This window comes from Wenyingzhuangia fucanilytica (genome assembly GCF_001697185.1).
Classification (GTDB): domain Bacteria; phylum Bacteroidota; class Bacteroidia; order Flavobacteriales; family Flavobacteriaceae; genus Wenyingzhuangia; species Wenyingzhuangia fucanilytica.
The window spans coordinates 2,517,972-2,533,775 of record NZ_CP014224.1 but is presented as its reverse complement, the minus strand read 5'-3'; the positions used below and the strand labels follow the sequence as shown (position 1 = coordinate 2,533,775).

Annotated in this window: 11 protein-coding genes; 4 read left to right on the top strand and 7 right to left on the bottom strand. The window is 31.8% G+C overall.

Annotation, left to right across the window (positions count from 1 at the left end; all coding sequences use genetic code 11):
• Positions 1-8: 8 nt before the first annotated feature.
• The 7 genes from AXE80_RS10205 to AXE80_RS10175 all read right to left on the bottom strand — a co-directional run bounded on the left by AXE80_RS10205 (position 9) and on the right by AXE80_RS10175 (position 9,684).
• Complete coding sequence (locus tag AXE80_RS10205; protein ID WP_157359390.1) at positions 9-1,898, bottom strand: CRTAC1 family protein; 1,890 nt, start codon at positions 1,896-1,898, stop codon at positions 9-11.
• Positions 1,899-1,915: 17 nt separating this feature from the next.
• Complete coding sequence (locus AXE80_RS10200; RefSeq protein ID WP_068826939.1) at positions 1,916-3,901, bottom strand: glycoside hydrolase family 127 protein; 1,986 nt, start codon at positions 3,899-3,901, stop codon at positions 1,916-1,918.
• Positions 3,902-3,935: 34 nt separating this feature from the next.
• Positions 3,936-5,444, bottom strand: coding sequence for a family 16 glycosylhydrolase (locus tag AXE80_RS10195; RefSeq protein ID WP_068826937.1), 1,509 nt, complete (start codon positions 5,442-5,444; stop codon positions 3,936-3,938).
• A 19-nt stretch (positions 5,445-5,463) separates the two neighbouring features.
• Positions 5,464-6,888, bottom strand: a complete 1,425-nt coding sequence (locus tag AXE80_RS10190) for a sulfatase (protein WP_335673658.1) — start codon at positions 6,886-6,888, stop codon at positions 5,464-5,466.
• Between the two features lie 249 nt (positions 6,889-7,137).
• Positions 7,138-7,998: an AraC family transcriptional regulator gene (locus AXE80_RS10185; RefSeq protein ID WP_068826935.1), complete on the bottom strand. Its 861-nt coding sequence runs from the start codon at positions 7,996-7,998 to the stop codon at positions 7,138-7,140.
• Between the two features lie 89 nt (positions 7,999-8,087).
• Positions 8,088-8,744, bottom strand: coding sequence for a bifunctional 4-hydroxy-2-oxoglutarate aldolase/2-dehydro-3-deoxy-phosphogluconate aldolase (locus tag AXE80_RS10180; RefSeq protein WP_068826933.1), 657 nt, complete (start codon positions 8,742-8,744; stop codon positions 8,088-8,090).
• Entirely contained in the window at positions 8,734-9,684 is a 951-nt protein-coding gene (locus tag AXE80_RS10175) for a 2-dehydro-3-deoxygalactonokinase (protein ID WP_068826931.1), read from the bottom strand. The genes AXE80_RS10180 and AXE80_RS10175 overlap by 11 nt, the downstream gene beginning before the upstream one ends.
• Before the next feature lie 251 nt (positions 9,685-9,935).
• Between AXE80_RS10175 and AXE80_RS10170 the strand changes: the two genes are divergently transcribed.
• The 4 genes from AXE80_RS10170 to AXE80_RS10155 all read left to right on the top strand — a co-directional run bounded on the left by AXE80_RS10170 (position 9,936) and on the right by AXE80_RS10155 (position 15,647).
• On the top strand, positions 9,936-10,952 hold the full coding sequence (locus AXE80_RS10170) for a family 16 glycosylhydrolase (RefSeq protein WP_083194646.1): 1,017 nt from the start codon (positions 9,936-9,938) through the stop codon (positions 10,950-10,952).
• A gap of 6 nt (positions 10,953-10,958) precedes the next feature.
• Positions 10,959-11,945, top strand: coding sequence for a family 16 glycosylhydrolase (locus tag AXE80_RS10165; protein WP_083194645.1), 987 nt, complete (start codon positions 10,959-10,961; stop codon positions 11,943-11,945).
• Between the two features lie 24 nt (positions 11,946-11,969).
• Positions 11,970-12,326: a hypothetical protein gene (locus AXE80_RS10160; RefSeq protein WP_068826927.1), complete on the top strand. Its 357-nt coding sequence runs from the start codon at positions 11,970-11,972 to the stop codon at positions 12,324-12,326.
• 339 nt (positions 12,327-12,665) lie between these two features.
• Entirely contained in the window at positions 12,666-15,647 is a 2,982-nt protein-coding gene (locus AXE80_RS10155) for a sulfatase-like hydrolase/transferase (protein WP_068826925.1), read from the top strand.
• Positions 15,648-15,804: the final 157 nt, after the last annotated feature.

Genomic DNA, 15,804 nt, shown 5'->3' with positions numbered 1-15,804 from the left:
TTAAATATTTAATTTTTGATTTCTATAATGCTGTTTAAAGCAGAAATAGTTTGACTTTGTGTTTCTCCATTGCTCCAAGTTACTTTTACTTTTGCAACAGTATTATTTCCTAAACCAAAATGAGCAAAGTTATTGTGACTTAACGAATAAGCAGCTCCTGTACTTCCTATACGTTGTATTTGTTTGTTCTTACCCGATGTAACTTCTACAAGAGCACCTAAGGTAGTTGCTTTTCCAGATTTAGATTTTCCAACTTTAACAGTGATGAAATTATTTTTTTGAGATGCAGAAATTTCATTTTTGAATAAATGCCATTTTCCACGTTCGTTTCCTATAACAATATCTACTTTTCCGTCAAGGTTATAGTCAATGGTTTCAACCGCCATTCCAATAGCTCCTAATTCGGTAGAAATAACATTGTGTTTTTCTAGTTTTTTAAACTTAGCATCACCGTTGTTTAAATAGATGATAGCTTCGTTTTGATGAATTAAATTTCCTCTTTTGATGACTAAAACATCTTGAAATCCATTATTGTCAAAATCTGCAGTTTTAACCGCAACAGAATGTTCTTTAAAAAATATATCTGCTTGTTTGGTAGCATCTTTAAAACGTCCGTTTTTATTTTCTAAAAGGAAATCATTTAATCCTTCAGGATGTTTAGATGTTTTATATTTTTTTACATCGTGAACAATTCCTGTTGATGGTGCAAATAAATAACCTGCAATTCGCCAACTATCATTTCCAACATACCCTATATACCAACCTTTTTTGTCTTTATAATTGGCATTATCGGGAAAACCTAAAGCATCACTATTTACCAATTGAATATCTTTACCAGAGTGTGTTTCCCCTTTGAATTCATAATCATAAGAAGCTTCTCCAATATAATAAGTGTCGTTGTTTGGCCATTGTGATTGAAAATTTTCTAAGTTTAAAACATCTCCAACTTCTAAATCATCAAATTGAAATTCGCCACGCTTGGTATAAAATCCCATAGTTTGACTTTTATTGTCATAAAAAGTTTCTCCTTTTTTAAAATCTTCACCTCTTGTAAAATAAAGGTCAAAATCACCATCGTTATCATAGTCTAATTCGGCAATACCTGTTACATCAGAAATATCAAAAGGGAATATTTTTTCGGTAACATCTTTATAAGTTAAGTCTCCATTACCTTGATAAGCAATAACATTTCCATGACCATACAAAATAATGTCTAGTATGTTATCATTGTTAAAATCTGTGACTAACGTTTTTTGACCATCAACTTTAATTGCGGGTAATGTTGAGCTAAGGTGAAGGATTCCTTCTCCATTATTTTTGTATATGTAATTCTCACTTTTTCCTTTTTTTTCAGCATCTGGAAAAGCAAAGTTTAACAAATCTAAATCCCCATCATTATCACCATCAATAAATTTTACGGTTCTTCCTCTCATCATTTCTAAAGGAGGATTAAAATCGGCTAGGGGGATGAATTTACGCCCTTTTACCGTGTAAATTTTAGAGTTTCTAGCATTGCTCCCAGAGCCACCACCACGAGACATGATCACCTCTAGTTGTCCATCGTTGTTAATGTCACCAACAGAAACACCGTGCAAATCTCCCATAATAATATCATAAGGTTTTGCAAATTTTCCCTTGTTGTTCCAACATACTTGAATACCATAACCATGATCGTTTATTAGTAAATCTGGATATCCATCTTTATCTAAATCTGCAACCACTGGTGCATCCCATTTTCTTAAATTCTTTTCTTGTCTAGGGAATTCTTTAAAGACTTCTGTAAAAGAAACATTTTGTTCTGTAGTTTGTGCAAACAGACCATCCTGAGAAAGGAGGAAGGTTAAAAAACTACAAAAGATAGTCTTAGCAAAAAATATATAATTGTTCTTAGTGTACATACAAATATTTTTAATCTCTAATAATTCCAAACTATTGGCATAAATACAGTCATTTCTGCTTGACCTCTATTGCTCCAAGCAAAATAAGGCACCAATTGTGTTTTGTGTGATTTAAAAACAGGTTTTGTAACGGCTTGGTACATGTCATCTGTTTTTCCTTCGCGTAATAACAGTTCTGTTTCAATAACAGTTACACCTCCTAAGAAATCATTTTTATGAACGGCTTGTAATGTTGTATCACCTTTTAAATAAACATCTAAAATAGAAGTGTCTTTTGGCAAGTCTGGAGTTTCTACACAATATACTATTGGACCTCTTTTTACAGCAACTTGATTTCTTACTTCTTCAATTCTATTGTGTCCTTCAATTAAATTTATTTCCATTGGCATGTCTAAAGTAATCACATCACCTGCTTCCCAAGTTCTGTTAATTATAGCAAATGTTCCTGGAGTGATAGTTGTAGAAACTGGAGTTCCGTTTACTTTTAAAGTACTACCAACAGCCCATTTTGGAATTCTTATTTTAATATCAAAAGCTGAATCTTTACATTCATCAACTGTTATTTTTACCAATCCTTTCCAAGGGTAATCTGTGTCTTGTGATAATTTTAAAGGAGATCCGTCTAACATTTTAGTGTCTAAGTTGTTGGCTCCAAATAAAACAACGGCAACTCCATTTTCTGATAAATTATAAGCCCATCCTGAACTTTTACAAATGGTTCTTACCAAGTTTGGAGGACAACAAAAACATTCTAAGTAAGGTTGTCTAACTGGACTTTCAGTAACATCTGCATGTGAGTTGTAATCTCTAGAATTGTTAACCATTCTTAATGGGTTAGAGTAAAAATAGTCTTTACCATCAATACCAATTCCAGACAAACCACTGTTGTATAAAACCAATTCTATAATATCAGCAAATCTAGATTGTTCGTGTATAGCTAACATTCTGCTGCTAAACATGGCATTACATAAATTTGCACAAGTTTCGTTATAAGCAGTCATGTTAGGCATCATATAGGCATCAATAAAACCTTCTTCAATCATGTCTAAGCTGGTAGAGGCTCCGTAGTGTGCTTGTCCAACAGCTCCTGTAACGTACATTTTTTTTCCGGTAACGTTTTCCCACAAAGCATCTAAAGCATCAATTAATGCTTTTTCTCCTGTTTCTGCATATACGTCTGCTGCTCCAGCATAATAATATAAAGCTAAAACGGCGTGTCCAACAGCTTCTTTAGATTCCCTTAAAGGAGTTCTTTCTTGTACCATATCTCCAATAGGATAACCTAATGTGGTTGAATCGTGCTTAATTTCATACGTTCCTCTTCTGTTGATAAACTTTTCTGCTAATTGCAAATATTTTTTGTTTTTGGTAGTTCTGTATAGCTCTACCAATCCCATAATTTGCGTTTGATTAAAACCAAAACGTTGATAATGTTTGGTGTCAGGCATAAAATAAGCGATTAATAAATCGGCCATTTTAATAGCGATATCTAAAAAATTACGTTGACCAGTAATTCTATAATGCACAGACCCTGCAATAAACAAGTGTCCAAAATTGTACATTTCGTGATATTTTCTGTTTTCAAAACGATCTACACCTTCTGTTATTTGTACATGAGTATGTATGTAACCATCCTCTTCTTGAGCTCTACCAATAATATCTATATACTCATCTAATTCTTTTAATATAGATTCGTTTTTAGTTAAACCATAAACGTACATTTTGGCTTCCATAAACTTAAAAAAGTCACCATCGTGCCAATAAAAACCTTTGTGTTCTCCTGTTTTATCACCTGCAGCAATTTTAAAATTGTTTAAACCATGACCAATATCACCACATAAAAGATCTCCCATATATGGTAACATTTTTTCTTCTGCAGATTTTACTTTTTCAGCCCAAAAACCGCTATTCCAAGTACAATCACCAAAATTGATACTCTTTAATTTTGCGTAAGGACTTTCTGAATTATTTGTGATTGCTCTATGATGAATATTAGTGCTCATAATATATTTTGTTTTGTTGATGAAATGGTTATTGTTAGTTGATTGCTTTTTTGATTTCTATATCGTCTATAAAAAATTTGGCAGCTCTAGTTTTTGGTAAATCTTCTTTTCTGATTTCGATAGATATGCTATCATCTATTCCAGAGGCTTCCTTTCTAGATATTTTTGATTGTATAGTAATCCACTGTCTTCTAGGTTTGTTTTTTAAGTTGTCAAAAACAATTTCTGTATTCGGATTTTTTAAAACCAAGTGTATTTTGTCGGCAATGACTCCTTGATCTAACCATACTTTTGCAGATACTGTATATTCTCCTGCAGGAATATTTAAAGAACCATCAGGAGCTTTTGCAACTGCTTTTTTTACTTCTAAATTTTCTGTTTTACTGTAACCTGAAAATTTTAAACTGTTTACTCCATGATAATAATCACCATGAACGATAGACAAGTATTTAGCAGATCCTTCGTCAAAAATCCAGAATTTTTGATAATCGTTAGGTGTTGAGTCTTCTGGCAATAATGTTAAAGGACGTGGGTTTTCTTCAAACAAAATAGGTCCTTCAAAACCATAAAAAGCAGCATCTTTAGCTAAAAGGTTGTCAGATGGTTTTTGCCAAACTCTCATGTATTCAATTTCAAAATCTACAGGTAATTCTTCTTTGTGAGGCATTCCTAACCAAAAGAAAATTTCTGAGTCTAACCATACTTCCATTGGATTGTTTAATACAAAAGCAGTTCCTAATTGATCTTGTGTAAAATGGCGAATCATTTTTCCATCAATAAAAAGTTTTAAATAATCTACACCCCATTCTGCTCCGTAGACATGGAAATCATCAGCAGTTCTAAAATCTAAGTTTTCTTCGTGATTAAATATTTTAGTAGGTCTTTGTGCTGGTGGACTCCAATCGTGAGCGGTTGCTAAATATGAGTCTTCACGGATGTTCCCTGTTTTTACTTTAGGATTCCCCATTAACTCATAAACATCTAATTCTTGTTCATGACCAATTGCCCAAAATGCTCCTGTAATTGCAGCATTACCAACTTTAGATTTTACTTCCATATAACCATATAAAAAACGTTTATTGGTTAAAACACCAGCAGTAGTAACAGGCATTGGTTTCCCTTTATACTCCCCATATTTAGAAGTACCCATATTTCCATCAGAATAGCTTTCTTCATAGAATTTATAATCAGGTTCCCAATTGGTTCTTAGTTTTAATTTGTCGTCTTCAACAATTACGTTATGAGGTACAAATTGTGAGGGAGCACGACCTTTCCATATATAATAATTATCGTTTAAACCTTCTACAAACCATTTAACGGTATCTATTTCGGTACCATTAAACTCATCGCTTAGTTCTTGGTTTAGGACCCATCCATCTTTGTTTTCTGGATCTGAGTACGGAGCAATTTTAGATACTTGTGATTTATGATAAGCACTAACTTTGTTTGATGCTTCCGTGTGGTTTTTAATATTTTGACAGCTTATATTTAAGCATATAAACAATGCTAATAAAAGTGAGGTTCTAAATTTATAATGTTTCATCGTTTTTTGTTTTTATCGTTTACTTTTCAGAAAACATTTCTTTTTTTACTAATTCTGGTGTTCTGTATCTATCCATACGATCCGTATCGTATTTTTCAAAATCATTTTTTAGCATCCATAATGGTCGCTCAAGAGTTAGTTCCCATTCAAATAGTTTTTTAAACATACGTTTTAAACGTTCAGGTTCTTTTGTAGCTAAATTGTTAAGCTCAGAAGTATCTTTAGACAAATCGTAAAGTTCAGCTGGTCTGTCTGCAAATCGTATTAATTTATAGTCATTTTCTCTATATACAGCACGAGTTTCCTTTTTCCAGAATAAGTCTTTATGAGGTCTACTATTGTTTTTACCGGTTAAAAAAGGAAGTAAGTTTACTCCGTCTACATCTTTTAAATCAGCTGTGTTTCCTCCACCAGCAGCGTAAAAAGTTGGTAATAAATCCATGGTACTCACAGGGTAATTGTAAGTAATGTCTTTTTTTAACTTTTTTGGCCATTTGATTAAAAAAGGTACTCTTAAACCACCTTCTAAATGATTTGATTTTGTACCACTCAAGGGTAGGTTTATAGAGGAGTTTTTGTCTGTAGGTCCACCATTGTCATTAGAAAAAACAATAATGGTGTTTTCATCTAGTCCTAATTTTTTTAATTTGTCTAATACCCTTCCACAAGCACGATCTAAAGACCAAGTCATAGCTGCTAGTTCTTGTCTTTTTCCTTTTAAATTAGGGAATCTTTTTAAATCTTCTGGAGTAGCCTCCATAGGAGTGTGTACAGCATTAAAAGCTAAATAAATAAAGAAAGGATTGTTTTTGTTTTTCTCTATAAATGATATTGCTTTGTCTGTAAATACATCGGTAGCATATCCATTTGGTTCTTCATAATGTCCAAAATTGTGCTCCATCTTGTTGTCATGATGCACATTTTTAAAGTTTTTATAGCCAAAATAACTACGTGCCCCACCTCTAAAACCATAAAATTCATCAAATCCTCTTTTTAAAGGGTGAAATCTATCAGCGTCTCCTAAGTGCCATTTACCATATACCGCATTGGTGTATCCTAGTTTTTTTAGATAGTCTGCCATAGTAACTTGATCTAGAGGTAAACCCATATCATCTCCTAAAAACTTAGAGCTTTGACTCATATATCCAGGAACGTTAATTTCTCCATATCCAAATTTTTGTTGATACTTTCCTGTCATAAGTCCAGCTCTAGAGGGACCACAAGTAGCATCGGTTACATACCCCTGTGTAAAACGAACACCTTGTTGTGCTAATTTATCTAAATTAGGTGTTTTTATATCTGTACTTCCTTGAAAACCAAAGTCATTGTAGCCAGCATCATCCACAAAAAGAAAAACAATATTAGGTTGTTTTTGTGCATAACTACATTGAAGTAGTATAAAGAATAATATCTTAATTAAATTAATCTGTTTCATTTTTGACATTAAAATACTTTTAAATTTAAACTATATACAAAAAAACTTAAATTTTACAATTATGCATTAGTAAAAATTACCCATTGATTAGCGCATTTTACCTTGCTTGTTAATTTTTTGTTAACAAGAGTAGATAACCCTAATTTTTATTTTAATTAAGGATATTTTATAACAAAAAAACCGAAGAATTATTCTTCGGTTTTATGAGTAAAAATTGTGATGTTTTCTCTAATAGAAAACTGATTTTAATAATGTTTGTTATATTTCTTCGCGAAATACTTTAGGAGTAACACCCATTATTTGCTTAAACTGTTTGTTAAAATTTGTGATGGAGTTATAACCAACAGCATAACAAACAGTAGAAACAGAAATATCATCTTGCACTAATAACCTAGAAGCATTTCTAATACGAACTTCGTTTAAAAATTGAGTAAACGATTTGTTTGTTGCTTTTTTAAAGAATCTACAAAATGAGTTGGTCGTCATACAGGCTATATCAGATATATCATTAAGATCTATGTTGGTAGCGTAATTGTCTGATATATATCTTAGCACGGTATCTATGCGTTCAGAACTTTCCGTTGTAGATTGACTCATGTCAGAAGATGATAGAATAGTAGTCTCTTCTGCCTGTGATAATTTTTGTAAAATTGATAGTACCTCTATATGTTGTTCTACATAGGATAGCTTAGGTAAATTAACAAGCTTAGTATGAAGATCTTTACTTACATTTTCTCCAAAAAAAACACCAAATTTAGATTTGTCAAGTAATTTTTTGATATCAACAAAATCAGGTAAATTAAAAATATCATTACCTAAAAAATCTAAGTCAAACTTTGTTATAATTGTTTCAACTTCTTTTACACTATCATCTTCATAATAAGAAGAATCATTTCTCCATAAATGAGGTAAATATGAACCAACTAAGACTAAATCTCCAGGGTAAAATGGTGAAACATTATCTCCTACAAAGCGAAGTCCGTTGCTTTTTGTAATATAAATAAGTTCAAATTTAGGATGATAATGCCAAGCTACATCAAAACACGGGGCTTCCCTTTTTGATATATTTAGCTTTTTAAAAGCATCTTCCGTACCAGGTTTTTTTAAAATTAACTTCATTAATTCAAAGGTAGTTATTTATCAATAAAAAATAAAACAAATAACTAATTCTGCTGAATATGGTTTTAAATGAAGTTGATCTTTTAGTTTTATGATTGTTTATTTATGAATTCGTTAATTTCGTTTGATATTTTTAGAAAATGATTTCTTAAACCGATGTAATCTTCGTTTTCGATTAGTTTTTTATCAAGTAATGAACTTCCCATTCCAACACCAACAGCTCCTGCTTGGAAAAAAGATTTAATATTTTCTGAAGATACGCCACCTGTGGGCAATAGTTTTATTTGGTTTAATGGAGCCAAAACATCTTTTAAATACTGAGGTCCTAATTGTGTTGCAGGGAATACTTTTACTGCAGATGCACCTAAATTCCATGCTTTGTATATTTCGGTAGGAGTATAGGCTCCTGGAAATATTGGTGTTTCTTGTAATACAGCACTTTTAATAACTTCTTCATTTATAGTTGGGGTAACTATAAATTGTGCTCCTGCATTTATAGCATTATTTAAGTCTTCTGTAGTACAAACGGTTCCTGCACCTACATTAAGTTCTGGGAAATTATTTCTTAAGGTGCTTATGATTTCTGCAGCTCCCTTAGTATTCATAGTTATTTCTATGGTATACAAGTTTGCCTCTAAATAGGTTTTAGCTATTTTTAAAACGGTTTCTAAAGGAACATTTCTTATAATCCCAACTATTGGGGCTTTGTAGTAAGAATCCCAATTAAAAGGTGATTTATTCTTCATAATTTTCTAATATTTTCTTTTGACCTATCAATAAGGCTTTTTCTATTATTTCATGCTCTATGGTAACATAGTTTTCTGAACCTAATAAATGGTTTAAGGCAAGTTTATAAAGGTTTGAAAGTGGAAGAGGAGCAGCTAAAAATACTTTTTTAGTTTCCTTTTTTAAGTAAGCCAGTTCATCTCCTATTAGTAAACCACTTAGGAAAAAATAATTCTCTGTTTTTGTTGATTTTCCAAACAAATCATTAGCTCTTATAGAGAATAAGCTTGAAGAGAATTTTCCTTCACTCCCTAACTTAACTCCTTCTAAAAATGAATTTTCAGCAATATGATTTTGATCTTCAAGTTTTATTGAATTTGATAAAATACTTTTCTGAGAGATAATTTCAAACAACTCTCCAGTCATAAAGCTTTTAAGTTCAGTAAATTCATTGTTAGAATATTCTAAGTGTTTGCTGTGTGTACCAGGTAAAAGTAAAATAGCTTCTGGTTGTACTTGTAAATATTCTTGTAAACCAATGGCTTGTGTCTCTTCACCTCTCATCACGCCATTGTCATCTTTTACACCTGAAATCAATAACAAATTCATTTGATTATCGAATTTCATGTTTTTGGTGATTAGATTTTTTCCATCAATATTAAATGGAATGTTTGCATAATCTAATTCATGGAGCCCTATGGTAGAAGAAACCATACCAGAAGAAATAACCAAATGCTTTTGATGTTCACTAGGAAGTAACTTAATTTGATTATTTAGGTATTCATAAAAAAAATCAGTTTGATTTAATTGATCTTGTTTAGCAAATTGTTCATAAAGTACTTTTATACCTTGATTTGTTTTAATCTCCTTTATAATTTCTAAAGAATCTGTTTTAACAACTCTTAATCTAAAATTACTAGTTCCCCAATCGCAGCTAATAAAATATTTAGGGATATCCATAATTTGAATTTTATAATCTTTAAAATATAACTTGGTTAAGACTTTTTAAACTGTTTAATGAATTCAGTTTAAAACTTTTAGACTACAAAGAACTGTATTTATAGTCTTTATTAATCAGTGTCTTTTATCTTCTTATTGCATTATTTTACCTTTTAAGCTAGAGAGGTAAATTTTGATTATAAACAGGTAAATTTTAAGAATAACTATCTATTATCTTGTTATTTCTTTGTTGTAGTTAATATTTAACAATTATGATAAAGAATAATAGACAAATTAATAATGCTTGTTTGGTGGTGATGGTAATGTTTTTATTTGCTTGTAGTAGCAATAAAAACACAGCAAAAGTTGATAAGCAAGTAAGTGCAGTGGTTTATCCATTTTCGGACCCAAACAACACGGGTGGTTGGGTTTTAAATACAGAAGCTAGTGATGAATTTGATGCACCAGTTATTGATGAAGACAGATGGTATATTGTAGGAAAGTTTGAAAACGGAGTTCCTGTATATAAAGATCCTGATTATCCTAATAAAAAAGTATGGAAAGGACGTGCCCCATCACAATTTTCAGGAAGAAATTATAGGTTAGAAGATGGTAAATTGATATTAGAAACTCGTTGGGAACCAGATTTTCCTTTTTCAGATGAAGAGCAAAAGCCTTGGGGTAAAGAAGAAGGGCAGGTAGCAAAGTTCGAAAATCTTACCACAGCATGTTTTATTGGTCGTAAGGATTTTAAGTACGGCTATATGGAAATAAAATCTAAAGCTGCCGATGCAGAAATAACTAGTGCGTTTTGGGCAACAGGTAGTCAAACTGAGTTAGATATTTTTGAACAATTTGGAGATCATCGTCAAAAAGGTAAAGAGTGGAAAGATAGAGAGCTTTGGTGGTCTATTCATGATTGGAGTAGAGAAGGAAAAGGAAAAACAGTATACACAGAGCGTTTAGATTACGGGTTTAGAGTAGCAGATGATTTCCATGTATATGGTATTGAATGGGATGAGAATGGAATGAAACTTTATGTTGACGGTAAATTGTTTACCCAAGCAACTAGAGCTCAGGTTGATGCTTATGCTAAAGAAAAAAATCTTCCTAATGGTTGGGTGATGGATGGGCCAATTCATATATGGTTAGATCAAGAAACTTTTCCTTGGCACGGTGTTCCAGATAGTTTAGAAGATTTAGAGTTGAACAGTCCAGAAGGAAAAAAAGAAGATGGAGTGGTTGATTTTGAAATTGAATATGTACGTGTTTGGCAAAAAAAACAATAAATTTTGATGAAGTATCTATTTTTAATAATGACTGTTTTTGTATCGTTACAAAGTTGTGGGAGTGATAATATCACGTCTGATGATCACGTGGTTGATACTCCTGGTGATACTGACAATGATCATGATGGAGGTGAGGAGCCAAATCCAGCATATCCATTATCGGATCAGTCTAACGAAGGAGACTGGGTGCTAAACACAGAAATGTCAGATGAGTTTGAATTGCCTTTAGATGAAGATAAATGGTTAATTCAAGGTAGAAATAACGAATATCAATCAAGATTTATAGGTAGAGCGCCGTCACAATTTTCTGTTAATAATGCTTATACAGAATCAGGAAAATTGAAAATTGTTACAAAATGGGAGCCAGATTATGACTTTAGATTAAAGTTTAATGGTGATGATCATGATGTTGTAAATGGAGAAAAAATATATTTCGAAAACATTACAACTGCTGCTGTAATTAGCAAAAAACAATTTAGATATGGTTATATGGAAATTAAGTGTAAATCCGCAAATGCTCCTATAACTAGCTCATTTTGGACTACTGGTAAAAACACATCAGAAATGGATATGTTTGAAATGTTTGGTGGACACAAAACAAATGATTCTTGGAGAAAAAGATTAAAGTTTAACATTATTAGTTGGGATCCTAATAACCCTAATTATTTTAATAAAATCAATGGACCAGTTTTTACTCAAAACATTCAAGTGGGAAATAATACTGCGGGTGATTTTCATGTATATGGATTTGATTGGACAGCAGATTATATAAAAGTTTATTACGATGGAGTGTTGTTGCCTGAGTATACAATTTTAAAATCAGAACTTACAAATAACAACACTAATCCAGATAAATGGGTAACAGATTCTGATTATTGGATTTGGTTCGATTCAGAAACTTTTCCTTGGTTAGGTATACCAAAAGAAGAGGATTTACCAGCAGAGTATCAAATAGAATATTTAAGGGTTTGGCAAAAAAATAAAATTCAATAAGTATAAATTTAAAGTTCAAAAATCATGAAACAAATTATTTTAACATTAGTATTAGCTATTACATTTACAGTAAGTTACGGACAAGGAAAATGGCAAGAAAAGCAAAACGATTATTTTGTAACCGAAGCTGCTAAAGAATATAACTTAAACGAAGAGCAACAAGAAGAATTAAAAGAAACAAGAATGGAAATGGTTGTGGCTTTTATGGATGCTAATAAGAAATCTAAAAGCGGAGAAATTACTACAGAAGAAATGAAAGGTATTAACCGTGAGGCAAGTAGTAATTTTAATTCCTCTTTTTCTAAATTAGTAGGGAAACCTTATAAAGAAATTGCTCCGTTTTTAACTAGAATGCGAGAAGAATTAAAAAACTTAAAATAAGGAACATACATCTTTATTTTGTAATTGTAAAAGAGCAAATAAAAACAACAGTTTTTATTTGCTCTTTTTGTGTTTAAACAGGTTAATCTCGTGCTAGTTATGGTTAATTTTTAACCTGTTTAAAGTTCTTATATGTTGTAGTTTTGATTTAATTGAACTATCAGTTTTTAGGTATTGCCTTAAATATCAGTAAGAAAAACAATTGATTTTTAATTGTAGCAAAATCATGTTTTCCTGATAAGCGAATAAGTGCCAAGATTACTTGTTTTTACTTATTTCCAATTTTAATACATAATTCCAGTAGAAATTAAAACAAACTAAATTAATAGATAAACTAAAATGAAAAAAAGACACTTTAAAACATACGCAATAGCGTTTCTTACTTTTATTGCAATTATTAATAGTCATGCTCAAACACAAGGAACACGTCCTAATATTATTGTAATTTTAGCCGATGATTTAGGTTATGGTGATGTAGGGTTTAATAGAGATGGTAATTTTCCTAGTGAACTTGGAGTAATACCTACCCCAAATATTGATAAACTGGCTAATAGTGGAGTGGTTTTAAAAAACGCTCACGTTGCCCATCCATTTTGTGGTCCAAGTAGGGCGGCATTATTAACAGGAATGATGCCTCATAGAATAGGGGCTCAATACAATTTACCTAATGATATTACTACGGAGTTGGGAATTCCTGTTAACGAAACTTATTTTCCAAAACTACTTCAAGATACTGGCTATAATACAGCGGCTTTTGGTAAATGGCACTTAGGGTTTAAAGAAAATTTCTATCAGCCATTAGACAGAGGTTTTGATTACTTTTTTGGTTTTTTAGGTGGTGGAAAAGGTTATTTTGAAAATGGATATGAAGATAACTATTACCATAGATTAGGAGGAAGCAACCCTGTAACTAATGAGTATCAAGACCCATTGTGGAGACAAAGAGGATATGTAGATAGAGAGGAATTTAGCAATGCAGCAGATGAAGATTATTTAACAGATGTGCTTACCGATGAAGCTATTACGTATATACAAAATAATGCTTCTTCATCAGATCCTTTTTTTATGTATTTGGCATACAATGCACCACATACTCCTTTAGAGGCTCCAGCAGATGAAATTGCTCAATTCAAATTAGATAACCCAGATTTTGAAGATTTGGTTAGAAATAGTGATTATATTAAAAATTCTACACCTATTACAAAGTTGCCAGAAAATGAAAGAGATGCAAAAATAGAAGAATTTGTAGAGGCTAGAATTACCTATGCAACTATGGTGGCCAATATGGATGAAAATATTGGTAGACTAATAGATGAACTTGATAATGATATGGATGTATATAACAATACATTAATCATTTTTTTAAGTGACAATGGTGGATATACTTTTAGTAAAGGAGCTGTAAATTATCCTTTAGATGCTTTAAAAGGTAGTGTAAAAGAAGGGGGGCATAAAGTACCTATGTTTGTACATTGGCCTGCAAAAATAACAAGTCCGGCTATTTATAATCATCAAATTAGTTCTTTAGACATCTACCCAACGTTAGTGAGTCTAGCTGGAGGTACAGTACCCGAAGAAAAAATTATAGATGGTATTGATTTTATGGATGATTTAATTGCTGGGAATGATGCAAGACCAAGCGAGCCATTGTTAATTATTAGACCTCAGTTAGGTTTTGAAAACGGAGGAATATCAATGGGACAATGGAAAATAACCAAAACAGGTAGTAATGGTTCGTGGAACTTGTATAACATTATTACAGATCCAGGAGAGTCAACTAATTTGAGTAATAGTGAACCTAATGCCGATGATATTATTCAGGAAATAGTTGATAAGTCTATAGATATTGTTGTTGATTTTAAAGATGTAAAACCTGCTTGGTTTGATAATGATGGTGATGGTTCAGGGCATCCACATAGTTCTTTGTGGGATGATGGTACTTTGCCAGCTTACGATAAATTGTTTGATAGTCAGTTGTTATTACTTGATGAAGAAATTAATCTAATTAGTATTGAAGCTACTACAAATGCTGTAGAAGGAGAAACAAATGGAGTGTTTACAGTTAGTTTACCAGATGGAATTACTGCAAACCAAGATATTACAGTTAGCTATGCCACAAGTGGAGAAGCTGTAAATGGTGTTGATTATACCTCTTTATCTGGAACAGTTGTTATACCTAACGGAGAAAATAGTTCAGAAATAGTTGTGAATGCTTTACTTGATGGAGAGAATGAAGTAAGCGAAACTTTAACAATAACACTAACAGGTACTGATGTAGGAAATGTAAGTGATACTCCTAAAAGTATTAACATTTTTGACCCTGTAGATCCAACAAGCTTAACAGCTGGAGATGTTGTTATTGTTGGTTATAAAGCAGAAGTTAATACTGCAGAATTAGCATTTATGATTTTAAAAGATATTAAAGCAGGTACAAGCCTTAGTATTTCAAACAGAGGATGGAAGTCTGATGGTTCTTTTAATATAGGAGGGAATGGTAGTCCATATAGTATAGATGATGTTTTTTCGTGGACAGCAAGTGAAGATCATAGTTCTGGAACCATTTTTAAATTAGAGAGTAACGGAAGTGTTACCACTGTGATAAATGGTGTAGAAACAGTAGTAGGTAGCACTGTGCAAACTTTTGGTTCAGATGGAGATTGGGATCTTTCTTTAGCGGGAGATAGCGTTTTAATTTATAGTGGAAATACAAGTGATCATCCTACAACAGATAGTGATTTATGGATTACAGCATTAAATAATAATGGAATAAGTAATTCAGCTGGTTGGGCTGTAGGTGGAGGAAACGCTTATTGTGAATTACCTAATGCACTTATAGGTTTTGATATAGATGTTACTGGAGGTGATGCTTCTTTAAATTTATGGGATTTAGATTATGGAGTATATACAGGAGCGGTTACAGGTAATGCAGATGTGATAAGAGCGAGCATTAATGATTATCAAAATTGGACTCTTAACGATAGTAATGCTTACTATTTATGGAGTAGTAATACTACGGTAGGAGCTAATCAAGGGGATATTGTTTTAGGGGAGTTAAATCTTTCTTCTAAATCTCCTAAGTTAAATTTTAAAGCAAATGTTTACCCTAATCCAACAAGTGATTATTTTAATGTTAACGTAGATAAATCTGTTAATAAGGTAGAAGTTGAATTGTTGTCTGTAATGGGAGCTTTAATTGTAAAAGTTCAGGGAACAAGCAATCATATCCCTAGAATTGATGCTTCATCATTACCAGCAGGAATGTATCTTTTAAGAATTAAAGGAGATAATAACTTGATTATTGAAAAGGTAATAAAAATATAGGTTTTTTATTTTATCTGTATAAATATATCTTTTATTAAGGGTAATATTAAATAAGTAGTGGGTAAATATTAACAATTGATTTTTTTAGATATCTCTTAATTTTACCTTAAATGTTAGAGAAGTAAACCTTTTTTAATACAAGTTTTAAAAGAAATAC